The sequence below is a fragment of the Pseudomonas salmasensis genome (genome assembly GCF_014268375.2).
GTDB classification, from domain to species: domain Bacteria; phylum Pseudomonadota; class Gammaproteobacteria; order Pseudomonadales; family Pseudomonadaceae; genus Aquipseudomonas; species Aquipseudomonas salmasensis.
The window spans coordinates 4,237,927-4,262,074 of the sequence record NZ_CP077083.1; the positions used below are offsets into that span (position 1 = coordinate 4,237,927).

The 24,148-nt window shown below is 62.2% G+C and carries 28 protein-coding genes and 1 pseudogene; 6 read left to right on the forward strand and 23 right to left on the reverse strand.

Features of this window, described 5'->3' with window-relative positions:
- Positions 1-26 precede the first annotated feature (26 nt).
- The 18 genes and pseudogenes from HU731_RS18915 to HU731_RS18995 all read right to left on the reverse strand — a co-directional run bounded on the left by HU731_RS18915 (position 27) and on the right by HU731_RS18995 (position 14,464).
- Positions 27-332 (reverse strand): urease subunit beta, encoded by a 306-nt coding sequence (locus tag HU731_RS18915; protein WP_186608293.1) that lies wholly within the window; start codon positions 330-332, stop codon positions 27-29.
- Positions 329-862, reverse strand: coding sequence for a GNAT family N-acetyltransferase (locus HU731_RS18920; protein WP_186608294.1), 534 nt, complete (start codon positions 860-862; stop codon positions 329-331). Before HU731_RS18920 ends, HU731_RS18915 begins: the two co-directional genes overlap by 4 nt.
- A gap of 5 nt (positions 863-867) precedes the next feature.
- Positions 868-1,380: a GNAT family N-acetyltransferase gene (locus HU731_RS18925; protein ID WP_186608295.1), complete on the reverse strand. Its 513-nt coding sequence runs from the start codon at positions 1,378-1,380 to the stop codon at positions 868-870.
- A 9-nt stretch (positions 1,381-1,389) separates the two neighbouring features.
- Positions 1,390-1,692 carry an urease subunit gamma gene (gene ureA / locus HU731_RS18930; RefSeq protein ID WP_003171437.1) on the reverse strand — a complete coding sequence of 101 codons (303 nt, stop codon included), beginning with the start codon at positions 1,690-1,692 and terminating at the stop codon, positions 1,390-1,392.
- 158 nt (positions 1,693-1,850) lie between these two features.
- Positions 1,851-2,690: an urease accessory protein UreD gene (locus tag HU731_RS18935; RefSeq protein ID WP_186608296.1), complete on the reverse strand. Its 840-nt coding sequence runs from the start codon at positions 2,688-2,690 to the stop codon at positions 1,851-1,853.
- Positions 2,691-2,721: 31 nt separating this feature from the next.
- Complete coding sequence (gene urtE / locus HU731_RS18940; RefSeq protein ID WP_186608297.1) at positions 2,722-3,420, reverse strand: urea ABC transporter ATP-binding subunit UrtE; 699 nt, start codon at positions 3,418-3,420, stop codon at positions 2,722-2,724.
- Positions 3,421-3,442: 22 nt separating this feature from the next.
- A pseudogene (locus HU731_RS28555) lies at positions 3,443-3,529 on the reverse strand (outer membrane lipoprotein carrier protein LolA); the annotation flags it as partial.
- A gap of 24 nt (positions 3,530-3,553) precedes the next feature.
- The gene (gene urtD / locus HU731_RS18945) at positions 3,554-4,387 is read right to left on the reverse strand and encodes an urea ABC transporter ATP-binding protein UrtD (RefSeq protein ID WP_186608298.1); all 834 of its coding nucleotides are present in this window, start codon (positions 4,385-4,387) and stop codon (positions 3,554-3,556) included.
- The gene (gene urtC / locus HU731_RS18950) at positions 4,384-5,451 is read right to left on the reverse strand and encodes an urea ABC transporter permease subunit UrtC (protein ID WP_186608299.1); all 1,068 of its coding nucleotides are present in this window, start codon (positions 5,449-5,451) and stop codon (positions 4,384-4,386) included. The genes urtD and urtC overlap by 4 nt, the downstream gene beginning before the upstream one ends.
- Complete coding sequence (urtB, locus tag HU731_RS18955; protein ID WP_186608300.1) at positions 5,451-6,953, reverse strand: urea ABC transporter permease subunit UrtB; 1,503 nt, start codon at positions 6,951-6,953, stop codon at positions 5,451-5,453. The genes urtC and urtB overlap by 1 nt, the downstream gene beginning before the upstream one ends.
- A 167-nt stretch (positions 6,954-7,120) precedes the next feature.
- Positions 7,121-8,386, reverse strand: coding sequence for an urea ABC transporter substrate-binding protein (urtA, locus tag HU731_RS18960; protein WP_186608301.1), 1,266 nt, complete (start codon positions 8,384-8,386; stop codon positions 7,121-7,123).
- 194 nt (positions 8,387-8,580) lie between these two features.
- The gene (locus tag HU731_RS18965; protein WP_186608302.1) at positions 8,581-9,942 is read right to left on the reverse strand and encodes a PepSY-associated TM helix domain-containing protein; all 1,362 of its coding nucleotides are present in this window, start codon (positions 9,940-9,942) and stop codon (positions 8,581-8,583) included.
- 139 nt (positions 9,943-10,081) lie between these two features.
- On the reverse strand, positions 10,082-12,142 hold the full coding sequence (locus HU731_RS18970) for a TonB-dependent copper receptor (RefSeq protein ID WP_186608303.1): 2,061 nt from the start codon (positions 12,140-12,142) through the stop codon (positions 10,082-10,084).
- A 93-nt stretch (positions 12,143-12,235) separates the two neighbouring features.
- A complete protein-coding gene (locus tag HU731_RS18975; RefSeq protein WP_186608304.1) occupies positions 12,236-12,637 on the reverse strand; it encodes a DUF2946 domain-containing protein in 402 nt (133 codons plus the stop codon).
- A 10-nt stretch (positions 12,638-12,647) separates the two neighbouring features.
- On the reverse strand, positions 12,648-13,130 hold the full coding sequence (locus HU731_RS18980) for a copper chaperone PCu(A)C (RefSeq protein ID WP_069558192.1): 483 nt from the start codon (positions 13,128-13,130) through the stop codon (positions 12,648-12,650).
- Between the two features lie 47 nt (positions 13,131-13,177).
- Positions 13,178-13,570, reverse strand: coding sequence for a DUF2946 domain-containing protein (locus tag HU731_RS18985; RefSeq protein ID WP_003188156.1), 393 nt, complete (start codon positions 13,568-13,570; stop codon positions 13,178-13,180).
- 96 nt (positions 13,571-13,666) lie between these two features.
- Complete coding sequence (locus HU731_RS18990) at positions 13,667-13,954, reverse strand: addiction module antidote protein (protein ID WP_032893775.1); 288 nt, start codon at positions 13,952-13,954, stop codon at positions 13,667-13,669.
- 27 nt (positions 13,955-13,981) lie between these two features.
- The gene (locus tag HU731_RS18995; protein WP_073524959.1) at positions 13,982-14,464 is read right to left on the reverse strand and encodes a DUF6392 family protein; all 483 of its coding nucleotides are present in this window, start codon (positions 14,462-14,464) and stop codon (positions 13,982-13,984) included.
- A 497-nt stretch (positions 14,465-14,961) separates the two neighbouring features.
- On the opposite strand from HU731_RS18995, the gene HU731_RS19000 reads away from it, so the two are divergent.
- Positions 14,962-15,213, forward strand: coding sequence for a DUF6124 family protein (locus tag HU731_RS19000; RefSeq protein WP_186608305.1), 252 nt, complete (start codon positions 14,962-14,964; stop codon positions 15,211-15,213).
- A 187-nt stretch (positions 15,214-15,400) separates the two neighbouring features.
- Here the strand turns inward: HU731_RS19000 and HU731_RS19005 are convergent, their stop codons facing one another.
- The 4 genes from HU731_RS19005 to cbiE are packed head-to-tail and all read right to left on the reverse strand — an operon-like array spanning position 15,401 to position 18,046.
- Positions 15,401-15,724, reverse strand: a complete 324-nt coding sequence (locus HU731_RS19005; protein WP_014716718.1) for a helix-turn-helix domain-containing transcriptional regulator — start codon at positions 15,722-15,724, stop codon at positions 15,401-15,403.
- Between the two features lie 5 nt (positions 15,725-15,729).
- The gene (locus HU731_RS19010; RefSeq protein ID WP_161904911.1) at positions 15,730-16,062 is read right to left on the reverse strand and encodes a type II toxin-antitoxin system RelE/ParE family toxin; all 333 of its coding nucleotides are present in this window, start codon (positions 16,060-16,062) and stop codon (positions 15,730-15,732) included.
- Between the two features lie 56 nt (positions 16,063-16,118).
- Complete coding sequence (locus HU731_RS19015) at positions 16,119-16,844, reverse strand: cobalt-precorrin-6A reductase (RefSeq protein WP_186608306.1); 726 nt, start codon at positions 16,842-16,844, stop codon at positions 16,119-16,121.
- Complete coding sequence (cbiE, locus tag HU731_RS19020; protein WP_186608307.1) at positions 16,841-18,046, reverse strand: precorrin-6y C5,15-methyltransferase (decarboxylating) subunit CbiE; 1,206 nt, start codon at positions 18,044-18,046, stop codon at positions 16,841-16,843. The genes HU731_RS19015 and cbiE overlap by 4 nt, the downstream gene beginning before the upstream one ends.
- Positions 18,047-18,084: 38 nt before the next feature.
- Between cbiE and cobG the strand changes: the two genes are divergently transcribed.
- The 5 genes from cobG (at position 18,085) to HU731_RS19045 (ending at position 23,435) form a co-directional block, all read left to right on the forward strand.
- The gene (gene cobG, locus HU731_RS19025; protein WP_186608308.1) at positions 18,085-19,431 is read left to right on the forward strand and encodes a precorrin-3B synthase; all 1,347 of its coding nucleotides are present in this window, start codon (positions 18,085-18,087) and stop codon (positions 19,429-19,431) included.
- On the forward strand, positions 19,424-20,050 hold the full coding sequence (locus HU731_RS19030; RefSeq protein ID WP_186608309.1) for a precorrin-8X methylmutase: 627 nt from the start codon (positions 19,424-19,426) through the stop codon (positions 20,048-20,050). The genes cobG and HU731_RS19030 overlap by 8 nt, the downstream gene beginning before the upstream one ends.
- Positions 20,050-20,781: a precorrin-2 C(20)-methyltransferase gene (locus tag HU731_RS19035; protein ID WP_032893769.1), complete on the forward strand. Its 732-nt coding sequence runs from the start codon at positions 20,050-20,052 to the stop codon at positions 20,779-20,781. Before HU731_RS19030 ends, HU731_RS19035 begins: the two co-directional genes overlap by 1 nt.
- Positions 20,781-22,418 (forward strand): precorrin-3B C(17)-methyltransferase, encoded by a 1,638-nt coding sequence (gene cobJ / locus HU731_RS19040; RefSeq protein WP_186608310.1) that lies wholly within the window; start codon positions 20,781-20,783, stop codon positions 22,416-22,418. The genes HU731_RS19035 and cobJ overlap by 1 nt, the downstream gene beginning before the upstream one ends.
- 237 nt (positions 22,419-22,655) lie before the next feature.
- Positions 22,656-23,435 carry a hypothetical protein gene (locus tag HU731_RS19045; protein WP_186608311.1) on the forward strand — a complete coding sequence of 260 codons (780 nt, stop codon included), beginning with the start codon at positions 22,656-22,658 and terminating at the stop codon, positions 23,433-23,435.
- On the opposite strand, the gene HU731_RS19050 is transcribed toward HU731_RS19045, so the two are convergent.
- Positions 23,432-24,028 (reverse strand): type III secretion system genes modulator TspR, encoded by a 597-nt coding sequence (locus HU731_RS19050; protein WP_003171467.1) that lies wholly within the window; start codon positions 24,026-24,028, stop codon positions 23,432-23,434. The genes HU731_RS19045 and HU731_RS19050 overlap by 4 nt on opposite strands.
- Positions 24,029-24,148: the final 120 nt, after the last annotated feature.

Genomic DNA, 24,148 nt, shown 5'->3' on the forward strand with positions numbered 1-24,148 from the left:
GGAGCTGGCTTGCCTGCGATGAGGCCCTAAAGGTCGCCCATGACCCGCCCTGCAAACCCAAATACCCGCCGCCCACCCGCCAAATCCACCAGTTCCACCTCCCGCCGCTGCCCCGGCTCAAACCGCACCGCCGTGCCCGCCGCAATATTCAGGCGCATGCCACGGCTGGCCGCTCGGTCGAATTCCAGCGCGTCGTTGGTCTCGAAAAAGTGGTAATGCGAACCCACCTGGATCGGCCGGTCGCCGCTGTTGGCCACGCCGAGGGTGAGGGTGCGGCGGCCGACATTCAGTTCGATCTCGCCAGGCTGGATCTGATATTCACCAGGAATCATGCAGGTTGCCCCAGGGTCTTGAAGTAGATGGCGGTCGGGCTGTAGCGCCCGTCCGGGCTTTGGCAATAGTCGGGCAGCTCACCGATCTTGGTGTAGCGCAGCGACTGGTAAAAGGCTTCGGCGCCGGAGCCGGCCTCGGTGTCCAGGTACAGCAGGCCACGCTTGTGCTGGCGCGCGGCGAGTTCCAGGGTATTCATCAATTGCTGGCCGAGGCCATGGCGACGGGCGCTGCTGTGCACCAGCAGCTTTTGCACCTCGGCGCGGTTCAGGCCGTTGGCTTTCTGGCACAACGCCAATTGCACGCTGGCGATCACCTGCTCGTCGCGCACCACCACCCACAGCAGCAGGCTGCTGTCCTCGACGCCGGCTTGCACGCCGGCCAGGTAGTCCCGGGCCTGGGCCTCATCGAAGTCGGCCATGAAGCCCACCGAAGCGCCATGCTGCACCGCGTCCAGCAACAGCTCAATCAAGCCCCGCCGGTAATGAGCAAAACTTTCCGCATTGACTCGACGCAGTTGTGCAACGCTCATCGATGTCACTCCTTGGGCGGTTGTGCGCCCGGGTTCAAGGTCAGTTGCATAAAGGTCAGGTCAAGCCAGCGGCCAAACTTGATACCCACCTGGGGCATTTGCCCGGTGGTGATAAAGCCCAGGCGTTCATGCAGGTGGATCGAGGCCAGGTTGCCGCTTTCGATGGCGGCGACCATCACGTGTTTGCCACCGGTGCGAGCGCGCTCGATCAACGCCGCCATCAGCCGTGGGCCGAGGCCTTTGCCGCGTTGGTCGCTGCGCACATACACCGAGTGCTCGACGCTGTAGCGAAAGCCCTCGAAGGGGCGCCAGTCGCCGAACGAGGCGTAGCCGGTGACTTCGTCGTTTTCCACGGTTACCAGGATCGGATAGCCCTGGGCCTGGCGCGCATTGAACCAGGCCTGGCGGTTGGCCAGGTCCACCGGTTGCTCGTTCCAGATCGCCGTGGTGTTCAACACCGCGTCGTTGTAGATGGCGCGAATCGCCGGCAGGTCGTGTTCGGTTGCATCACGAATCATGGCCGCACCTCACGCAATGGGCTGGTGGACGGTGACCAGCTTGGTGCCGTCGGGGAACGTGGCTTCCACCTGGATATCCGGGATCATTTCCGGGATGCCTTCCATCACTTGTTCGCGGCTGAGCAGGGTGGTGCCGTAGTGCATCAGGTCGGCCACGGTGCGGCCATCGCGGGCGCCTTCCATCAAGGCGGCAGAGATATAGGCGATGGTCTCCGGGTAGTTGAGCTTCACCCCGCGCGCCAGGCGCCGCTCGGCGACCAGGCCTGCGGTGAAGATCAGCAGTTTGTCTTTTTCCCGTGGGGTCAGGTCCATGGTTCAGTCCGTCGTAAGGCAATTAAAAGGGCGAGCACTCACCCCTGTAGGAGCGAGCTTGCTCGCGAAAAAGCTGAGGGCCCCGCGTGCATTCAGGATGCCCGCGTTATCGTTAACGATCTTCGCGAGCAAGCTCGCTCCTACAGAAGGGCGCATGTTCATGTGCTCCAGATTCTGGGTGATACGGCTTCGCGTCCAAGCATGGCGGGGCGCAATAGCCGCCATAAATCAATCAACCAACCCCTCGCCAGCAACGCTTCACTGGCCAAACAACGCGCCACCAGCAAGCCAGGCAGTTGGGTCAGGTCACCGCGCACCGTGTGGGGCAGTGAGCGGCATTGTTCCAGCAATTGCGCATCGACTTCACCGGTCACCAACAACGTGGCAAACACCGGTTGCCCATCCAGCCCGATAGGCGAATCCAGCAACCCATCGGCGCCCACAATGCGCTGGCGCTCGTGCCAGAGCAACTGGCCGTCGCGGCGAATGTCCAGGTGCGATTGAAAGTGGCCCAGGTCGAACCGTTCGCCACTGGCCGGGCGGCCCAGGGCGACCACATCCCAGTAGAACAACCGCGCATCGCCCGACAGCTCGATTCGTGTGGTGAGTTCGGCCTGGGCGGCGCTGAACACGATGGTTTCCTGGGGCAGCCATTCCAGGGTCGCGCCGGCTTCCACGGTCAGTTCCAGTTGTTGAAACGCCGGGCCGCTGGCGCGGTACCACTTGGCGGCGCCGGGGCTGGTCAGTTGTGCCCACGCCCCCGTGCCCACATGGGCGCTGATGTCCAGGCGATCGCCACCGGCAATCCCGCCTGGAGGATGCACGATGATGTGCTGGCACACCTCGGGGCCTTCGGCGTACAGGTGCTTTTGCACCCGCAGCGGGCCAAGGTGGCGGCGCAGCACCGGGCGCGTGGTGTTGTCGACACGCGCGTAGCCGAGTTCCAGCTCGGCGTGCCAGCTGGGGGTGAACAGGGCAGGGGAAACGGGCAGGTTCATGAGCGTGTGCTTATCGTTAGGAGGCTACAGATTAGATGGTTACCAGCCCGCGCACACCGTCGCTTTCCATATTTTCACCACGGCCTTGCTGCACGATTTCGCCACGGGACATCACCAGGTACTGGTCTGCCAGCTCAGCGGCAAAGTCATAGAACTGCTCCACCAACAAAATCGCCATGTCACCGCGCTCCGCGAGCTTCTTGATCACCGCGCCGATTTCCTTGATCACCGACGGCTGGATGCCTTCGGTGGGCTCATCGAGAATCAACAGGCGCGGGCGGCTCGCCAGGGCACGGCCAATCGCCAACTGTTGCTGCTGCCCGCCGGACAAGTCACCGCCGCGCCGATGCTTCATTTGCAGCAGCACCGGGAACAGTTCGTAGATGAAAGTCGGCACCTCTTTGGCTTCGGAGCCGGGGAAGCGCGACAGTCCCATCAGCAGGTTTTCTTCCACCGTGAGCCGCGCGAATATCTCCCGGCCCTGGGGCACGTAGGCGATGCCGGCATGCACACGCTGGTGCGGCTTGAAACCGGTGATGGCCTTGCCTTCCCAGTTCACCGCGCCTTCCTTGGCCGGCAACAGGCCCATCAGGCACTTGAGCAGGGTGGTCTTACCCACGCCGTTACGCCCGAGCAGGCAGGTGACTTCGCCGATTTTCACATCAAAAGACAGCCCACGCAGGATGTGGCTACCGCCGTAGTATTGGTGCAGCTTGTCGACTTGCAGCATTCTCAAAACCTCCTCAAACCCCTGTAGGAGCGAGCTTGCTCGCGAAAAACCTGAGGGCACCGCGTGCATTCAGGATGCCCGCGTTATCGTTGACGATCTTCGCGAGCAAGCTCGCTCCTACAGGAAAACCATCTTAGCGACCGAGGTAGACCTCGATCACCCGCTCGTTTTCCTGCACCTGCTCCAGCGACCCTTCGGCCAGCACGCTGCCCTGGTGCAACACGGTCACATGGTCGGCAATCGAGCCGACAAACCCCATGTCATGTTCCACCACCATCAACGAGTGCTTGCCGGCCAGGCGTTTGAACAGCTCGGCGGTGAACTCGGTCTCGGCGTCGGTCATGCCTGCCACCGGTTCATCCAGTAGCAACAGTTGCGGGTCTTGCATCAGCAGCATGCCGATTTCCAGGAACTGCTTCTGGCCGTGGGACAGCAAACCGGCGGGGCGATGCACCGAGGCGGTGAGGCGGATGGTGTCGAGCACTTCTGCGATGCGGTCATTTTGCTCGCCACTCAGGCGCGCACGCAGGCTGGCCCACACCGACTTGTCAGTCTTCTGCGCCAGCTCCAGGTTTTCGAACACGCTGAGGGCTTCGAACACCGTGGGCTTCTGGAACTTGCGCCCGATGCCGGCCTGGGCGATCTGCACTTCGCTCATGCGGGTCAGGTCCAGGGTTTCGCCAAACCAGGCCTTGCCGTGGCTGGGCCGGGTCTTGCCGGTGATCACGTCCATCAGCGTGGTCTTGCCCGCGCCGTTGGGGCCGATGATGCAGCGCAATTCGCCCACGCCGATGTACAGGTTCAGGTCGTTGAGGGCCTTGAAACCGTCAAAGCTGACGCTGATATCTTCCAGGGTCAGAATGGTGCCGTGACGAGTGTTGAGCCCTTTGCCCGCGACCTGGCCGATGCCAATCGCATCGCGGCCGCTGCCTGCATCGAAAATAGGTTCAAGCATGACGTTCCTCATTTCTTCAGCAGGCCGATAACGCCCTTGGGCAGGTACAGGGTGACGATGATGAACAGCGCCCCCAGGAAGAACAGCCAGTACTCGGGGAAGGCCACGGTGAACCAGCTTTTCATGCCATTGACCACACCGGCGCCGAGCAGCGGCCCGATCAGCGTGCCACGCCCGCCCAGCGCCACCCACACGGCGGCTTCGATGGAGTTGGTCGGTGACATTTCGCTGGGGTTGATGATGCCCACCTGCGGCACATACAGCGCGCCGGCAAGGCCGCACAACACCGCGCTCAACACCCACACGAACAGCTTGAAACCGCGTGGGTCGTAACCGCAGAACATCAGGCGGTTCTCGGCATCGCGCAGGGCGGTGAGCACACGCCCGAACTTGCTCTTCGCCAGGCGCCAGCCAATGTAGAGGCTGGCCACCAGCAACAGCACCGTGGCGATAAACAACACCGCCCGCGTGCCCGGTTCAGTGATGCCAAAACCTAAGATGCTGCGGAAGTTGGTAAAGCCGTTGTTGCCGCCAAACCCGGTCTCGTTGCGAAAGAACAACAGCATCCCCGCGAACGTCAGGGCCTGGGTCATGATCGAGAAATACACGCCCTTGATCCGCGAGCGGAAGGCGAAGAAACCGAACACCAAGGCCAGCAAACCGGGGGCCAGGACCACCAGGCACAACGCCCAGAGGAAGTGGTCGGTGCCGGCCCAGTACCAGGGTAATTCGGTCCAGGACAAGAAGGTCATGAACGCCGGCAACTCATCGCCCGACGCCTGGCGCATCAAGTACATGCCCATGGCGTAGCCGCCCAGTGCGAAGAACAAACCGTGGCCCAGGGATAACATTCCGGCGTAACCCCACACCAGGTCCAGCGCCAGGGCGACGATGGCGTAGCAGAGGATCTTGCCCACCAGGGTCAAGGTGTAGGCCGACACATGCAGCGGGTTGTCGGCAGACAATAGCGAACACAGGGGCAACGCCAGCAGCAGGAGCAGGATGACCGCACCGACTGCAATCGTGACTTTGGGGCCGGCCTTTTGCGTGGCCGTAAGCATCAATGGCTGGTTCATCAGTCGATCACCCGTCCTTTCAGTGCGAAGAGTCCTTGCGGGCGTTTCTGGATAAACAGAATGATCAGCGCGAGGATCAGGATCTTGCCGAGCACGGCGCCGATCTGGGGTTCGAGGATCTTGTTGGCGATCCCTAAGCCAAAGGCGGCCATGACACTACCGGCCAACTGGCCGACACCGCCGAGCACCACCACCAGGAACGAGTCGATGATGTAGCTCTGGCCCAGGTCCGGGCCGACGTTGCCGATCTGGCTCAGCGCCACGCCGCCAAGGCCCGCGATGCCGGAACCGAGGCCGAAGGCGAGCATGTCCACACGCCCTGTGGGCACGCCGCAGCAGGCGGCCATGTTGCGGTTCTGGGTGACGGCGCGCACGTTGAGGCCCAGGCGCGTCTTGTTCAGCAGCAGCCAGGTGAGCACCACCACGAACAGCGCGAAGGCGATGATGACGATGCGGTTGTACGGCAGCACCAGGTTGGGCAGCACCTGGATGCCGCCGGACAGCCAGGCCGGGTTCGACACTTCGACGTTCTGCGCACCGAACACCAGGCGCACCAACTGGATCAGCATCAGGCTGATGCCCCAGGTGGCGAGCAGAGTTTCCAGGGGGCGGCCATACAGGTGACGGATGACTGTGCGTTCCAGCGCCATGCCGATGGCCGCAGTGACAAAGAACGCCACCGGCAACGCGATCAACGGGTAGAACTCGATGGCCTGGGGTACATAGCGCTGCATCATCAACTGCACCACATAGGTGGAGTAAGCGCCGAGCATCAGCATCTCGCCGTGGGCCATATTGATCACGCCGAGCAAGCCGAAGGTGATCGCCAGGCCCAGGGCCGCCAGCAGCAGGATCGAGCCCAGGGACATGCCGCTGAACGCCTGGCCGAGGATCTCACCCATCATCAGTTTGCGTTTGACCTGGGCCAGGCTGGTTTCAGCAGCGGTGTGCACGGCGGCGTCGGCTTCCACGCCTGGCGCCAGCAGCGCTTCAAGGCGCGTGCGCGCGAGCGGGTCGCCCGTGCTGCCGAGCAAGCGCACGGCCGCCAGGCGCACCACCGGGTCAGGGTCGACCAGTTGCAGGTTGGCCAGGGCCAGGCTGAGGGCGCTGTGCACCTGCTCATCCGTCTCGGCGGCGACCTGCTGGTCGAGGAATTTCAGTTGTGCAGGCACCGCGCTTTTTTGCAGGGTGCGCGCTGCCTCCAGGCGCACCTTGGGGTCGGCGGCGAGCAGTTGCTGGCTGGCTTGCACGTTATTGATCAAGCCGCGCAGGCGGTTGTTCAGGCGCACGGTCTTGGTTTCGCCGTTGAGCGTGAGTTGGCCTTGCTCAAGGGCGTCCACCAACTCGATACGTGCAGGGGCGGGGTTGGCGGCCCAGTCCTGCAGGAGTTTGGCTTGCTGCACCGGGTTGGCGGCCAGGAAGTCTTCGGCGTCGCTGGCGTGTGCGCCCAAGGGCAGCAACAGCAGCAGGGCGAGGATGAGGCGGTGGAGGGCAGTGGGCATACAAAAATGTCCTGGTCATGCGGGGACAGTGTGGGAGCAGGCTGTGTGTGGGAGCTGGCTTGCCTGCGATGGCATCGCTGCGGTGTGTCAGGCACACCGAGTTGTTTGCATCGCAGGCAAGCCAGCTCCCACAGTGACCATGTCCCACATTCGAGCTGTGGTGGGCTTTAGTTGCTCTTCACGGCATAGTCCGGCTTTTTGTCATTGCCCGGAATGTAAGGGCTCCACGGCTGTGCACGAATTGGCGCTTGGGTCTGCCACACCACCGAAAACTGCCCGTCGGCCTGGATCTCACCGATCATCACCGGCTTGTGCAGGTGGTGGTTGGTCTTGTCCATGGTCAGGGTGAAGCCCGACGGCGCGGCGAAGGTCTGGCCGCCCAGGGCTTCACGCACTTTGTCGACGTCGGTGGACTTGGCTTTTTCCGCCGCCTGCGCCCACATATGAATGCCCACATAGGTGGCTTCCATCGGGTCGTTGGTCACGGCTTTGTCGGCGCCCGGCAGGTTGTGTTTCTTGGCGTAGGCTTTCCAGTCGGCCACGAACTTCTGGTTTACCGGGTTCTCCACCGACTGGAAGTAGTTCCAGGCCGCGAGGTTGCCCACCAACGGCTTGGTGTCGATGCCACGCAGTTCTTCTTCACCCACCGAGAACGCCACCACCGGTACCTCGGTGGCTTTCAAGCCTTGGTTGGCCAGCTCTTTGTAGAACGGCACGTTGGAGTCGCCATTGACGGTGGAGATCACCGCGGTCTTGCCGCCGGCGGAGAACTTCTTGATGTTGGCGACGATGGTCTGGTAATCGGCGTGGCCGAACGGGGTGTAGACCTCTTCGATGTCTTTATCCGCCACGCCTTTGGAATGCAGGAACGAGCGCAGGATCTTGTTGGTGGTGCGCGGGTACACGTAGTCGGTGCCGAGCAGGAAGAAACGCTTGGCGCTGCCGCCTTCTTCGCTCATCAGGTATTCCACCGCCGGGATTGCCTGCTGGTTCGGCGCCGCACCGGTATAGAACACGTTGGGCGACATCTCTTCGCCTTCGTACTGCACCGGGTAGAACAGCAAGCCGTTGAGTTCTTCAAACACCGGCAACACCGATTTACGCGACACCGAGGTCCAGCAGCCGAACACCACGGCCACCTTGTCCTGGGTCAGCAGTTGCCGGCCTTTCTCGGCGAACAGCGGCCAGTTGGACGCTGGGTCTACCACCACCGGTTCGAGCATCTTGCCGTTCACCCCACCCTTGGCGTTGATCTCGTCGATGGTCATCAGCGCCATGTCTTTGAGCGAGGTTTCGGAGATCGCCATGGTCCCGGACAACGAGTGCAGGATGCCGACCTTGATGGTCTCGGCGGCCTGGACGGTCCAGGTCAAACCCATGGCGGCAATGGATGCCGACAAAGTGAAAGCCTTGATCAAGCTGCGACGCTTCATGGTGCGATCTCCGTGTACCGATAATTGTTGTGGGGCAGATACACAGGGCTTTGCAAGGGCTGTGCCTGCTACGCCAGACACGGGTTTACCGGCGGGTTCAGGAGGTAAAGCCGCTCCGTGGCGCACCAGGTTGGCGCCACGCAGGCCGTTGAGTGCACGGCAGGCTTCAAAAGAGGGCGTTGCGCGACAATGCGTCAGGCGGTTGCGCTAATGCGTGACAGCAGCAACCGATCCAGCGCCCACACCAAGACCAACGAAGCCCCTACCAACGGGAAAATGATCGCAAGCCCAAGCATGATCGCCATCGCGGTTTTCCACTTGGGCAGGTCGTGGCGCAGCGGCGGTACACCCAGCCCACCCTGTGGCCGGCGCTTCCACCAGATCACCACGCCACTGACCGCGCTGAGCAGGATCATCAGGCAGATCACCAGCACGATCAGTTGGTTGACCCAGCCGAACATCTTGCCCTCGTGCAGCATCACGCCGGTCTCGGTGGCGCGTGCGACCAGGTTGTAATGATCCCAACGCACATCGGCCAGGACCTTGCCGGTGTACTGGTCCACGTGCAGGGTGGCGTCGTTGCGCGGGTCGTCGGCGAACACCGCGACGGTGAATACGCCGGTGGCGGTGGTGGGGAAGGTGATGCTGTAGCCGGGTTCGACCTTGCGCGCGTTGGCCAGGTCGACCACCTGTTGCAGGCGTACGGTGGGTGCAGCCGGGCCTGCGTGCATCGCGCCGTGATTCATATGTTCGGCGTGGGCGCCGGACATTGGCATCGGCGTGTTTTCCAGGGCCCAGGGCACGGTTTGCTGGGTGGCGGTGTTGAGCGCACGGGCCTGCTGGTCGGACTGCGGCACGTTGTTCCACATCGCTGCCGGGAAGGTGTTCCACAGGTCGGCGTATTGCTTGCCCCAGAAGCCGGTCCAGGTCATGCCGCTGAGCAGCATCACCAGCAGGAACGCCGCGCCCCAGAACCCGGCGACAGCGTGCAGGTCACGCCAGAACAAGCGGCCACGGCTGCCGAAGCGCGGCCACAACACCCCGGCCGAAGACTTGCCCCGCGGCCACCACAGGTACAGGCCGGACACCACCAGCATCACGCCCCAGCCAGCGGCGAGTTCGATCAGGCGATCACCGACGGTGCCGATCATCAGCTCGCCGTGCAGGGCGCGGACGATGGCTTGCAGGTTGTTGTTTGCGTCTTGCTCGCCGAGGACGGTGCCGCGATACGGGTCGATGAACACCGTCACTTCGTGGGCGTCGTTGCGCATCACAAACTGCGCGCTGCGCGTGGCGTCGGCAGGCGGCAGGTATTTGCTGATCGCGGCGTGGGGGTAGGCGGCCTGGGCGCGCTGCAGTTGCTCGTCGGCGCTCAGCGCGTGTTCGGCGGCGGGCACGGTGAGCAGGTGGCCGTACATCAGCGGGTCGAGTTGGGGTTTGAACAGGTAGATGATACCGGTGAGGGCCAGCAGCACCATGAAGGGGGCGACGAAGAGGCCGGCGTAGAAATGCCAGCGCCAGGCCAGGTTGTAGAAGGAGATTTTTTGTGTGGTCATCAGGGGCTCCGCAAGGCTTGTTATGTGTTGGGTCGTGAGCGCTGAAAACTGTAGGAGCGGGCTTGCCCGCGAAAAACCTGAGCGCGCTGCGTTATCGTTGACGTTTTTCGCGAGCAAGCTCGCTCCTACAGGGCTCTGTTTAGAAGCTCATGTCCACCTTGGTCCAGAGCGTACGCCCCGGTTCCTTGATGGCCTGCGGGTCGTTGGCTGGGTAACCGAAGCCTGCGTTACCGGCCAGGTTCAAGTGCTCGGCATAAGCCTTGCCAAACAAATTGTCGACCCCGGTACTGACCTTGAAGTGCTTGTTGATGCGGTACGCCGCGTTCAGCGAGAACACGCCAAAGCCGCCACTTTTGTCGTAGTCCTTGCCGACCACGTTGCCCTTGTTCGGGTCGATACGGTGTTGCGCCGCAACCACCCTCCACAACGCACCAGCGCTCCAATCGTCTTCGCTGTAGGTCAGGCCCAGGCGCGTGTCCAGCGGTGGTATTTGTGGCAGGGCCTTGCCGTCGCTGCTGTTCTTGCCCCAGGCATAGGCCAGGCTGGCGTCGGCTTTCCAGTGTTGGCTCAGCTTGTACGCCGCGCCCAGTTCGCCGCCCATGATGCGTGCGTCCACATTGCGCGCCTGGGAGGTGGTGCCCATCATGCCGGGCCTGTAGTCGAACAGAATGAAGTCGCGCACCTGGCCGACGTAGGCCGAGGCCCAGGCTTCCAGGTCGGCGCGCTTGTACTGGGCGCCGAAGTCGAGCTGGGTGGTTTTCTCCGGTTTCACGCCGTCGAAGGCATTCACCGAACCGGCCGCGCCGGTGTTGGGGGAAAACAGCTCCCAGTAATCCGGGAAACGTTCCGCGTGGCCCAGGCCGGCATACAGCGTGGTGGGGCTGTTCGCCAGGTCGTGTTCATAGCGCACAAAGCCCGAGGGCAACGTATCGGCGCGGGTGTCGCCGGCAGTCGGGTTCGGGCGCGACATCATTCCCGAGCCGGTGCGTTGACGGAAGTCCTTGGCCGAGGCGCGGTCCAGGCGTGCGCCGGTGATCAGGCGATCGTTGTCGGCGGCGTACCAGGTCAGTTCGCCGAACACACCGTAGTTGTGGAAATTGGCGTCCTTGTTACGCGGCGCATCCTTATAGGTGTCGATGCCCATGCCGCTGCGCGCACGGTGTTCATTGGTCTGTGCATCCAGGCCGCTGATCAATTGCACATCGGCCCAGCGCCAGGTCGCCTTGATACGTGCGCCGAGGGTGCGGCGGTCCACGTTGGACGCCATGGGCCCCGCCATCCTTCCGGTGCCCGAAGGGACGCGCAGGCTGTAGTTGTCCATCACATGGTCGGCGTAGTTGTAATAGACCTGCGCCTCGACCTTATCCAGCACCTCGCCGATATTGGACTTCTCGAAACGCAGCCCCAGGCTTTCGCGCAGGAATTGCGAGCCATCCATGCCGCGCCCGGCGTAGCGCGCCTCGCCGTCGCCACGCCCGGCGGTGAGTTCCAGCAGGGTATCGGCGTCGGGCGTGAAACCCACGGCTACGTCACCGTTCCACTTGTCATAGCGCGAGGCGACGGTGTCGTTGTTGCCGTCCTTGTAATCGTCGGCGTGGGCCTGGTTGCCGATCACCCGCACGTAGCCCAATGGCCCGCCGGCAGCGGCATCGATGACCTTGTCGAAACGCCCGTTGGAGCCGGCCAATACGCTGGCGTTGACCCGCGTGCCCAGCTCGCCGAACTGCTCCGGCTCACGCTCGAACAGGATGGTGCCGGCAGACGCGCCCGGGCCCCAGAGCACGGTTTGCGGGCCTTTGATCACGGTGAGCTTGTCGTAGGTTTCCGGCGAAATATACGAAGTTGGCGCATCCATACGGCCTGGGCAGGCGCCGAGCATCATGCCGCCGTTGGTGAGGATATTCAGGCGCGAGCCGAACATGCCGCGCAGCACCGGGTCGCCATTGGTGCCGCCGTTGCGCACCAGGGCGAAGCCGGGGATGGTCTTGAGGTAGTCGCCGCCATCGCTGGCGGGCACCGGTTGGCGTGGGTCTTTGGGGTTGGTGACCACGGTCAGCGGCGAGCTGGGGGCAATCGCGGTGATGACCGTGGGGCTCAGCTCATGCTCGTCGGCGTGAGCGTGGGCAGCCAATAGTGCGCCGCATAACGCGGTGAGCAGGGCAGTACTTCCCAAACGGGTGTCAGCAGAAAACCTGGACATGACAAATTCCATCAATCAATCGTAAACAACACGGCCAGCAGCCTGCGGCTGTCTGTCTAAAGTCGGCCGGGGTGAAGTAACGCTGTGAAGGGCTTACGAAGCGATGGGCGGCGCACGGCTACGGGCGCCGGGGAAGATGCTCTGCCGGGCATGGCCCAGGCGCGTGGCGGGGGTGAGGGCGTTGGCGGGCGGCGGGGTGCCGAGGGTTACGTAGGAGACGCTGCCGGGCAGGGCCGGGCAGCTGAATAGCAGGTCGCAATAGCCGCACTTGGCCCAGAGTGCGTGGTGTTCGGCGGGGGCTTTGGTGTGATGGGATTCGCCGTGGTCGCTCGGCATCTCCATGGGCATTTCCATGGACATACCGGCGTGATGATCCATCGGCATCGCCTGGGAAATCAGCGGACCGATAAAGATCATCAGCATGGCGAACAGGCTGATCCAACTGCCGCGCTTTACGCGGTAGTGGAAAGACAACCTGGCGCGAGGGGCGCCCATCGAGGTTGGCTTACTGAGCGTGCATATGCTCGTGGCCAGCCATCGGTGGCGCTTTGTGCACCGACACTTGCACCTCGACCTTGCCGGCTTTCTCGAAGGTCAGGGTCAGCGGGAATTGCTTGCCATCGGCCAACAGGCTGCGGTCTTTGAGGCCCAGCAACATCACGTGATAGGCCATCGGTGCGAAGGTCAACTCACCCTTGGCCGGTACGGCGACACTGGGCACTTGTTGCATCTTCATCAAGTCGCCCTGCATTACATGTTCATGCAGCTCGGCTTTTTCGGCGACGCTGGTTTCAACGCTGAGCAGGCGATCCGGGGTAGCCCCGGTGTTATGAATCACAAAATAGGCCGCGACGGTGGGCGCATTCGGCGGCAATTCCTGGGACCAGGGATTGCTGACCTCCAAGTCGCCGGCCTTGTAGTCCTCGGCATTGGCAGCACTGAACACCGGCAGCAGCAACGCAGCCAGAAGCAGGGAAGATTTAAGCATGGCAGTTCTCCAGAACGGTTCTAAACGCAGTTCACTTGCGAAGAAAATCAGACCGTTGGAGAGGCGCGCGGGTTAAGGCTCGGCCATTGCTGGCGCGGGGTGGGATTGCGCAATAAGCGCGGCGGCAGGCTCTGCACCGCCTCGAAGCGCGTCACATACAACTGCGGCACATGCCCCGGCAACGCCACCAAGGGCGCCGAACCCGAGCAACACCAGCAATGCTGCATAGCCGAGTGATCATCCGGCGGCGCCGGGATTTCCAGCTTGCCCAGGGCAATCGCCTTGAGGCTGGCGCCATTGGACGAACAGAACCCGCCCCACATCAGACGCTTGATCGGGTCGTCCGTCTGCTGCATCGCACTGGCCAACGGCATGGCAAACGCATTGAACAGCACTGCAAGGCAGGCGATCCAGGCAATTGCAAAGCGTTGACGGGCCATGGCGGATAATCCGTAGGGTTAAACGATCAGGCGGGTATTTAGCCTGATCGAGGGGGATAAGTAAAAAGGGCGGGTGTGGTTTGGTGTCGCAGTGGTTCAGACGGCCGTGGCGTGGAGCTTGAGGCCCAGAGCCTTCATGACTTTCATGATAGTCGCGAATTCGGGATTGCCCGTGCTGGAGAGGGCTTTGTACAGACTTTCTCGTCCGAGGCCGGCGTCGCGGGCTATTTGGGTCATGCCTTGGGCGCGGGCGATATTGTTGAGCGCTGAGCGAATCAGCAATCCGTCACCGGCGTCCTCCTCGAAAGAGGCTTCGAGATACTCCGCCATGTCCTCTGGGGTCGTCAGATGCTCGGCTATATCGAAATCTTTAAATTGAGTCATGGGTCACTCCTTTTTCTGTTAACGCGTTCAATCGCGGCCCATATCAACCAAAGTGAACGCTAAACCACATACGGTTTTATCGGATAAATATTGCACGGCAATCCTTGCGTTTGAGTGCGTTTCCAAGCTGAGTCGATAGGAATCCCATCCACCTGACGCTCCAATCGGTAACGGTAATTTCACTGGTCCTTTGGACTCGTGTGGCATTCCAAGCGTTTTTCGGATGCTGTCTTGGTTCATTGAGAGGGTGAGGGGTACAGGCAGTTCACCGGAATACTTGGGCTCGCCTTGTGCCAGTGAAATCAGGCAAAAAACGATTCGCTCCAATCTCATGGTTTCGGCCCAAAACCAAAGCTCAACGCCTGGCTCTGGTTTATGAATGAAATGGGAGTTTTGACCGTTTTCAAATAATGGTTTTATTGACCCGGCACGAAGTAAGCCCTCGGCAACAAAATCATCGTAGGTGCGTCCCAAGCGTTTTACCAAGCGATCAATGTTTACTGCTTCCATCCTAGTACCACCCCTGGTTTTCGTTGACCTTATGCATTCGGGTGCGTGCCATCTCGAGATCAGACTCAGCGAAGCCATGATCCAGGAGGTATGGCTTGATAGCATCAAAATTGCTGTCTGCCGCCTGACGAAGATCGTCGGCGTCTAACGTCTGTTTCGCCAACCGTAAGTCTCACTAAACTTCTGATGGATGTAAGACGGCATAACAATGCTGGCAGCATTTTTATTATCCGCACAGGAGGGCTCAAACACAGTCGTGGCACTGGCTTATGCAAAGGGAATGGCGTGCAAATGGCGCAAGAATGATGGTGCTGGCAGGCGCAAAGCCAAACAACTGTCCGTTCGGCTAGGCATTGGGGAAAACAGAAACGCCTTACAAGGCTTTGAGGTTGTCCCTAGGACACTCAATCTCTAGTCTCCGTACACCGCTGCACACGCAGCGGTCGGGCGTCGCGGCCCGGCTTGATCAAGCTCCCCTTGCGTTAAGGAGCTTCACAATGAACAAAAACACCCTCAATACCCCCATCCGGCTATTTACCGTGGCCGATGGAATCAGCACTGAAGATCTGTTGGTCAACCTCAGCGAAACACTCGCCTCGGCCAATGCGCTGAGTTGCGACCTGGCCTTTGATCTGGAAGGCCCTAAACGAGAGGAGTTGCTGGGTGTTGCACAGTTGATCGAGCTGGCGCAGTTGCTGGCTGATCGGGTGCACAGTGGTGTCGGGCTTGGGACCGCCGCAAGCCGCTAGCAACACAGTACAAATGTGGGAGCGGGCTTGCTCCCGATAGCAGTGTGTCAGTTGCTGATTTGCTGGCTGCGCTACTGCAATCGGGAGCGAGCCCCCTCTCCCACATGAGATTGTGGCGTTTAAAGAATTCTGATTGCCTGTAGCACCGCTGACGTTGCTGGGCATTCATGCTGGTTTATATTGCAAATTATGCAGCGGGCACGCCGTGGACCTGCATATCGACACCCAGGGCTTTTCTAATCACGGCAAAAATCGCCGCAAGGTTATCCATGCTGGGGTTGCCGCTGGCCGAAAGCATTCGGTGCAGGCTTTTGCTAGGTTTGGCGGTTTGTTTCGCAAGGCCTTCAAAGCCTACTGTGGCGTTGACTAAATCACGCAGGATCACGCGAGATATTTCCGGCTCGCCATTGAGAAATAGCGTAGCGGCCTCGTCGAGAAGCGCTTGGGCGAATGCAGGGTCTCGCTGGGCACGTTCAGCGATGGTGTGTTTGTAGCTACGGGTAAGCGCCATGCTGGTCACCTCTTTTGTTTCAATTTCTTGTCACGCTGATACTCATTAATCAGCGACTTTACGACCTTGATATCGCGCTTTTGACTGGACTTATCACCACCACCGAACAGGATGATTAATCGATGTCCTTCTCGTATCAAATAGATTCGCAAGCCGGGTCCCCAGTCGATACGGTATTCGCCTAGCCCATCGAACCACTTGATGTTGCTGGTGTTGCCTGTTTCAAGTCGAACTAAAGCGGTTGAAACTCGAGTTGCCGCTGGGACACTCAAGGATGAAAACCACTCATCGAACGGACTGGACTCGTTGTCGCGTTGGTATTCTTCGATCTCAATCATTAGCTGTCCTGAAGGTAACAAATAGGTTACTAATCAAGCAAGCGAGCGATCCTGCATCATCGAGTGAAATTTGCCAACGCGCTGAGTGTTTCTTCAGACGACAGGAATTCCCTGTCTACTTGAGCCAACACCGGCCGCTTCAACACCAACACCGGCACCCCCCGCTCACGCGCCACTTCCAGCTTCGGCTCGGTGGCGGTGCTGCCGCTGTTCTTGCTGATCAGCACATCAATTCGCCGTTCTTGGAATAACGCCCGCTCGTCCTCGATGAGGAACGGCCCGCGTGCGCCGATCACTTCACAGCGCTCATTGCCCGGATACACATCCAGCGCGCGCAAGGTCCAGAACTGCTCGGCGGGGATTTCGTCGAGGTGCTGCAAGGGTTCGCGACCCAAGGTGAACAGCGGGCGCTTGAAGGGTTTGAGCGCTTCGACCAACTCGGCCCAGTCAGCGACCTCGCGCCAATCGTCCCCCGGCTGCGGCTGCCAGGCCGGGCGGCGCAATGCCCAGCAAGGCACATCGCTCAATCGCGCCGCCTGGGCCGCGTTTTGGCTGATCTGCGCTGCATACGGATGGGTGGCATCAAGGATCAGGCTGATACGTTCGTCACGAATAAACTGCGCTAACCCTTCAGCGCCTCCGTAACCCCCGACGCGAACCTGGCAGTTCAGGTCGGTTGGCACACGGCCCACGCCGGCCAGGCTGTAGATATGCTGCGGCCCCAAGGTGCGGGCGATGGCCAGCGCTTCGGTGACGCCGCCCAGTAAAAGAATCCTTTTCATAACGGTTTGATCACTTCCAGCAACGTGATCGGCAACGCCTGGCGCCAGGTATCGAACTCGCCCAAGGGCTGCGCCTGGGCCACATGGATGCGGGTCAGTTCGCCGCCATGTTGGGCGCGCCAGTTCATCAAGGTCATTTCGCTTTGCAGGGTCACGGCATTGGCCACCAACCGCCCGCCGGGGCGCAGCTGTTGCCAGCAGGTGTCGAGCACTCCGTCGCGGGTGACGCCGCCGCCGATAAAGATGGCGTGTGGTGCTTCCAGGCCGAGCAATGCAGCCGGCGCCTTGCCGCGAACCAGTTGCAGGCCGGGCACGCCGAGGGTGTCGCGGTTGTGTTCGATCAGGCCCTGGCGGCCGGTGTCGGCTTCAATCGCCAAGGCGCGACAGCTGGGATGGGTGCGCATCCATTCAATACCGATGGAGCCGCTGCCCGCGCCCACGTCCCACAGCAGTTCGCCCGGCATGGGCGCGAGGCGGGCGAGGGTCATGGCGCGTACATCGCGTTTGGTCAGTTGGCCGTCGTGTTTGAAGGCCGAGTCCGGCAAGCCGGCAAGACGCGACAGGCGCGGTGCGTGGGCATCTGCCAGGCAGTCGATGGCGACCAGGTTCAAATCGGCAACCGCAGCGTGCTCCCAGGCTTGCGCGTGCCCGTCGATACGCCGTTCAGCCGGGCCGCCCAAGTGTTCAAACACACGGATGCGGCTGGGGCCAAAACCGCGCTCGGCCAACAACGCCGCAATCAACGCGGGGCTGTTGCCGTCATTGCTCAACACCAACAAGCGCACGCCACTGGCCAGATGCGCATTAAGTGCCGCCACCGGACGAGCCACCACGGATAACGTCACCACCTCCTGCAACGGCCAGCCCAGGCGCGCCGCCGCCAGGGATACCGACGATGGCGCGGGCAAAATCAACAACTCCTCAGGAGCCACGTGCCGCGCCAGGCTGGCGCCGACGCCATAGAACATCGGGTCGCCACTGGCCAAGACGCACACAGGCTCCCCACGCCGCGACAACACCGGCTCCAGGGAAAACGGGCTCGGCCACACCTGGCGCTCGCCACCCATACACAGCGGCAGCAGGTCCAACTGGCGCTGAGCACCTATAATCCGCGTGGCGCGCAACAGGGCATGCCGGGCATTCCTGCCCAGGCCTTTGAAGCCGTCTTCACCGATGCCTACAACCGTCAGCCAGGGCGACATATCAATTCCTTGAACGACATCCGACGGGCAGGCTTTTCATGCCGCCGGACAAAGCAGGCATAATACCGCGCCTTTACCCGTCAACCGGTAGCCCCGTGAACCCAACGCCCGCTGTGAATACCTTGCGCCCCTCGGCTTGTCCGGGGTTGCTGCGTATTGTCCAGGCATTGGACGGCGGCATTTGCCGGGTGAAATTGGCGGGCGGCACGATCACCGCCGCCCAGGCCCACGCCGTGGCGGACGCGGCCCAGACGTATGCGGGCGGAGTGATCGAGGCGACCAACCGCGCCAACTTGCAGATTCGCGGCATCGGCGCCGAGCAGCAAGCGTTGATCGCCCGGCTGCTGGCGGCGGGCCTGGGCCCCAGCAACGCGGGCGGTGACGACGTGCGCAACCTGATGCTCAGCCCCAGCGCCGGCATTGACCCGCAAATGCTATTCGACACCCGCCCGCTGGCCGCGCAGATCCTCGCCACCCTGGAAAACCATCCGCGTTTCCATGAACTGTCGGCCAAGTTCGCGGTGCAGCTCGATGGCGGCGAAGACCTGGCGATGCTCGAACATCACCACGACCTGTGGTTGTCGGCCTTCGTACGCCATGGCGAAACCCTGCTTGCGTTCGGCCTGGCCGGGTGCCCGGGTCTGGATGCGCCTCTCGCCGCCGTGCCATTGGACCAGGGCCATGGGTTGGTGGTGGCTGTGCTGGAAGCCTTTCTGGACCTCGCCACCCCTGAGCAAACGCGCATGCGCCATTTGCCTGTGGATAACGTGCTGAGCCATTTGCGTGTGCCGCTGCTGCCAGCCGACGGCTTCACACGCCCGCCCAGCGACGCGTCGCTGCAGGTGGGCACTTATCCACAAGTGCAGAAGAATCAGTTCTACGTCGCTGCCCTCGCGCCCTTGGGCCGCCTGGACCCGGCGATGCTCAAGGGCGCCGCACAACTGGCCAGCGACTATGGGGACGGCACCTTGCGCTTCACCCCCTGGCAAGGCGTGCTGGTGCCCAACGTCGAAAAGCCTCACGCCGTGACCGAGCGCCTGGCGCAACTGGGCTTTATCTGCTCCCTCGACCACCCGTTGGCGCGCATGATTGCCTGCACCGGCTCCAGTGGCTGCGCAAAAGGCCTGGCCGACACCAAGGCCGACGCCGTGCAACTGGCTGCTCTGCAACCGGGCGTCGAGGTGCACCTGTCCGGCTGCCCGCGCTCCTGCGCCGCCGCGCACACCGCGCCCGCCACCTTGCTGGCGACGAGCCCCGGCCACTACGACCTCTATTTTCGCGATGCAGCCCAGCCAGGTTTTGGCCGGCTGCACGCGCGCACTCTTTCCATTGAAGCGGCGGGCGCCCTGTTGCGCGCTCGTCCACGGAGCAACACCGATGATTGATTACATCCGCGACGGTCAGGAGATCTATCGCAACTCCTTCGCCATTATTCGCGCGGAAGCCAACCTGGACCGCATCCCGGCTGATCTGGAAAAACTCGCGGTGCGGGTGATTCATGCGTGCGGCATGGTCGAGTCCATCGACGGCTTGCAATTCTCCGAAGGAGCGGGCAAGGCCGGGCGCGACGCGTTGGCCGCTGGCGCGCCGATTCTGTGCGATGCGCGGATGGTCTCCGAAGGCGTGACCCGTGCACGCCTGCCGGCCAATAACCAAGTGATCTGTACTCTGCGTGACGACGGCGTGCCGGAGCTGGCGCGCGAGCTGGGCAACACCCGTTCTGCCGCTGCCCTTGAGCTGTGGCGCCCGCATCTGGAAGGCAGCGTGGTGGTGATCGGCAACGCGCCGACCGCGTTGTTCTACCTGTTGGAAATGCTCGACGCCGGCGCGCCGAAACCGGCGTTGATCCTCGGTTTTCCGGTGGGTTTTGTTGGCGCCGCTGAATCCAAGGCGATGCTCGCCGCTGACAGCCGTGGGGTGCCGTTCGTGATCATGCAAGGTCGCCTGGGTGGCAGTGCCATGGCCGCCGCCGCGGTCAATGCCCTGGCCACGGAGGTCGAATAATGCAGGTGCGCGGACGTTTGATCGGCCTGGGCGTCGGCCCCGGTGACCCGGAACTGATTACCCTCAAAGCCCTGCGCCTGCTGCGTGAATCGCCGGTGGTGGCGTACTTCGTGGCCAAGGGCAAGAAGGGCAACGCCTTCGGCATCATCGAGGACCACCTGGTACCGCAACAGACCCTGATGCCGCTGGTGTACCCGGTGACCACCGAAGTGCTGCCGGCGCCGCTGTCCTACGAGCAGGTGATCAGCGACTTCTACGACAACGCCAGCCTCGATGTGGCCGCGCATTTGGATGCGGGCCGCGATGTGGCGGTGATCTGCGAAGGTGACCCGTTCTTCTACGGCTCCTACATGTACCTGCATGACCGCCTGGCCGAGCGCTACGACGCCGAGGTGATTCCAGGCGTGTGCTCGATGCTCGGGGGCGCCTCGGTACTTGGCGCGCCGTTGGTGTATCGCAACCAGAGCTTGTCGGTGCTCTCGGGCGTATTGCCCCATGAGGACCTCAAGCGCCGCCTGGCGGATGCCGATGCCGCCGTGATCATGAAGCTGGGGCGTAACTTCCCGAAGGTGCGCCAGGTGTTGGAAGAACTGGGCCTGGCCGAGCGGGCGCTGTATGTGGAGCGTGCCACCATGGCCAACCAGAAGATTGTGCCGCTGGATCAGGTGGAGCCGATGTCTTCGCCGTATTTCTCACTGATCATCGTGCCCGGTGAACGGTGGCAAGGTTGATGACTCCGGCGATTGTGATTCTGGGCCAGGGCAGCCTGGCGACTGCGCGCAAGCTCCAGCAGGTTTACCCCGGCGCGTTGATCCACGGCCTGGCCACACGGGTTGAAGGTGCAGACCGCACCTACAGCGAATTCGGCGCGACCTTGCGTCAGCTTTATCAGCAGGGCACGCCCCTGATTGCCCTGTGCGCCGCGGGCATTGTGATCCGCACCCTGGCGCCGTTGCTGCTGGAAAAGGGCGAAGAGCCCGCCGTGCTGGCCGTGGCTGAAGACGGCAGCGCTGTGGTGCCGTTGCTCGGTGGCCTGGGGGGCGTAAACCTCATGGCGCGCGATATTGCGGCAGCGCTCGGCGTGTCCGCCGCCATCACCACCAGCGGCGAGTTGCGTTTTGGCACCTGCCTGCTCAACCCGCCGGCGGGCTATCAACTGGCCGATATCGAGTTGGGCAAACGCTTTGTCTCCGACCTTCTGGCCGGCGAAAGCGTGCGTATCGAAGGCGCGGCGCCATGGCTGGAGGACGCTAGCCTGCCTCAGGATCAACAAGCGCGACTGGCGATTCATGTGGGCAGTGCCGAGCGCACACCGGCAGCCAACGAGTTGCTGATTTACCCGCAGAACGTCTACGTCACCTGCCGGCCGGGTGCGCAGTTGGCCGAGCGTGTGCGCACGGCGTTGCAGGCGGCGGGTGTGGCCGTGCAGTCCCTGGCCTGCCTGCTGGCCAGCGACCTGCAGATGGCTGACGCGTCCTTGCATGAAGCCGCGTCGGCCCTGGGCGTACCGCTGCGTTTTGCCGCTGTGGCGCCGGTGGCGGATATCAGGATTACCGTGGCCGAGCAGCCCTTGGACCTGTCGCAGGTTGGGCGCCCGCGCGGGCGTCTGGCGGTGATCGGCCTGGGCCCCGGCGCCGCTGAACTGATGGTGCCGGCGGTGAAGGCGGAACTGGCGCGTTGCACCGATGTGCTGGGGTATGAAACCTACGTGCGCATGGCCGGGCCGTTCCGGGACGACCAAGTGCAACACTGCACCGACAACCGCGAAGAAATGCAGCGCGCCCGCCATGCTTTCGAGTTGGCTGCGCAAGGGCGTTCGGTGGTGGTGGTGTCCTCTGGTGACCCTGGCGTATTCGCCATGGCTGCGGCAGTGATCGAAGCGCTGCACGAGTCCAGTGAGCCGGCCTGGCATCAGGTCGACCTGGAAATCCTGCCGGGGGTGTCCGCCTCGCTGGCCACCGCCGCCCAGGCGGGCGCGCCGCTGGGGCATGACTTCTGTGTGATGTCGCTGTCGGATAACCTCAAGCCCTGGTCGATCATCGAAAAACGCCTGGACCTGGCTTCCCAGGCCGACCTAGCCTTGGCGTTCTACAACCCGATCTCGCGGGCGCGGCCTTGGCAACTGGGGCGCGCCCTGGAGATCGTCGCGCTGCATCGCACGCCACAGACGCCTGTGGTGCTGGGCCGTGACATCGGCCGCCCAGGCCAGACGCTGCGCGTGACCACCTTGGGGCAACTGACGCCCGAGCAGGTGGACATGCGCACCATGGTGCTGATCGGTTCGTCTACCACCTGTGTGTTCCCTCGCGCCGGTGGGGGCGAGTGGGTGTACACGCCACGTTGGTATGGCGACAAACCCAACTCCTGAAAACAGCCCCGTTGGCTGCCGGAAAGCTCCGAATAACCTAGGGATTGCCCTGGCGTTGGTCGGGGCTTTTTCTTTTTTTTACGATGAAAACCGCACGCCTGCCCGCCGCGCCTTGTCATTGCTGGGCGCTGGTTTTGGGCGGGGCAGGCCGAGGGATGTTTGTCGCATGGAAAGCCCGCCGCTCCCTGGACTAGTGTGGAAGCAAGCCCCATGTGGGGTGCTTGTGGAGAACAGAAAATGGAGCGACGTCACAGAAGGATCAACAGCAAAAAAAGGCGCAAGTTGATCGCCGCCTACAAGTTGCCGGGCGCACCTGCACGGCAGGCCACTGGCGCGCAGGATCGCGAGGATGATTGCAATGCGGCGGTGGTCAACAACGGGGTGATTTCGTTTGCCGAAGGCTTGTCGGCGTTGAACCGCGAATACGTGCGCAAAAGCTATTTGCTGGCCAGCAGTTATGTGAGCGATGTGCTGAACGTCCAGCGTGGTAGCGAGGCGTGGTACGAGGAATTTATCAAGGTCATGGTCGGCCTGGGCTGGCTGCCCCTGCGCAGTCGCTTTGAGCGGGTCTCGCGGGCGGGCAAGGGCCTGACGGTGCAACTGGCAGCGCTGAATATCATCGCCTCGATGCTGACGTCGACGGCGCTGTCCGGGCCGTTGCTCAGCGCATTGCCAAAGCTGGCCGCCGATGCGCTGGACGCATTGAAGCGTCAGCCAGCGTCTTTCGAGCTGTTCAAGCGCAATTGCGCGGTGCGCGAGGGCGGCGATTTCGGCCTGGCCTCCTGCGCTGAAACAGGCGGCGAGTTGATCATGGTGCTGGTGACCTACAGCACCCATGGAGTGGATAAACAGGTGGGCCTGCCGTTCCTGGAGTGGGACAGCTCCTCGTTAGAGGCCTTCAGTGGGCAGACTTGCCTGGTGCTCAATACCTCGATGGTCAACGAGAAAACCATCCAACTGATGCGCGAAAGCGCCGGTGACAAAGTCGAAATGGCTATCGCCAAATACCGGATCTAAGGCACCAGGTAGCCGCGTACCCCGGTAAAAATGATTTGCGCGGCCAGGGCGCAGACGAACAGGCCCATCAAGCGGCTGACAATCTGCAAGCCCTGGTCGCCGAGAATGCGTTCGATACGGTTAGACAGGTACAGCACCACGCCCACCGTCAGGCTGGCCAGGGCAATACTGAGGATGGCGGTGAGTTTGTCGTCCCAGTGCGGTTGGCTGACGCCCATCACCAGCAAGGCGCCGATGGTGCCGGGGCCGACGGTGAGGGGGATGGTCAGCGGCACGATGGTCACGTCCTGCTGTACGTTGTCGGTCTGCACCGCCGACTTGCCCTGGGCCATGCCCAGGGCGGAGATAAACAACACGCTGCCGGCGCCGATACGGAACGCGTCGACGGTAATGCCGAACACGCTGAAAATCACCCGGCCAAACAGGTAGAGCAACACGCTCGATACCAGGGTGGCCAGTGCGACCTTCCACGCCAGGCGCCGACGCTCCTTGCTGGAATAGCCACGGGTCAGGCTGATAAAGCAGGACAGCACAAAGAACGGGCTGTAGAGCACCAGCATCTTCAGGTAAACGCTGAATAACACATGGAGCATGGGGGCGGCTCGCGGGCGGGGGAAGTGGGGAGGAGTCTATCTGACAGAGATCAAATGTGGGAGCTGGCTTGCCTGCGATGGCGGCCTGACAGCCGACGCTGATCTAGCTGATGCGCCGCA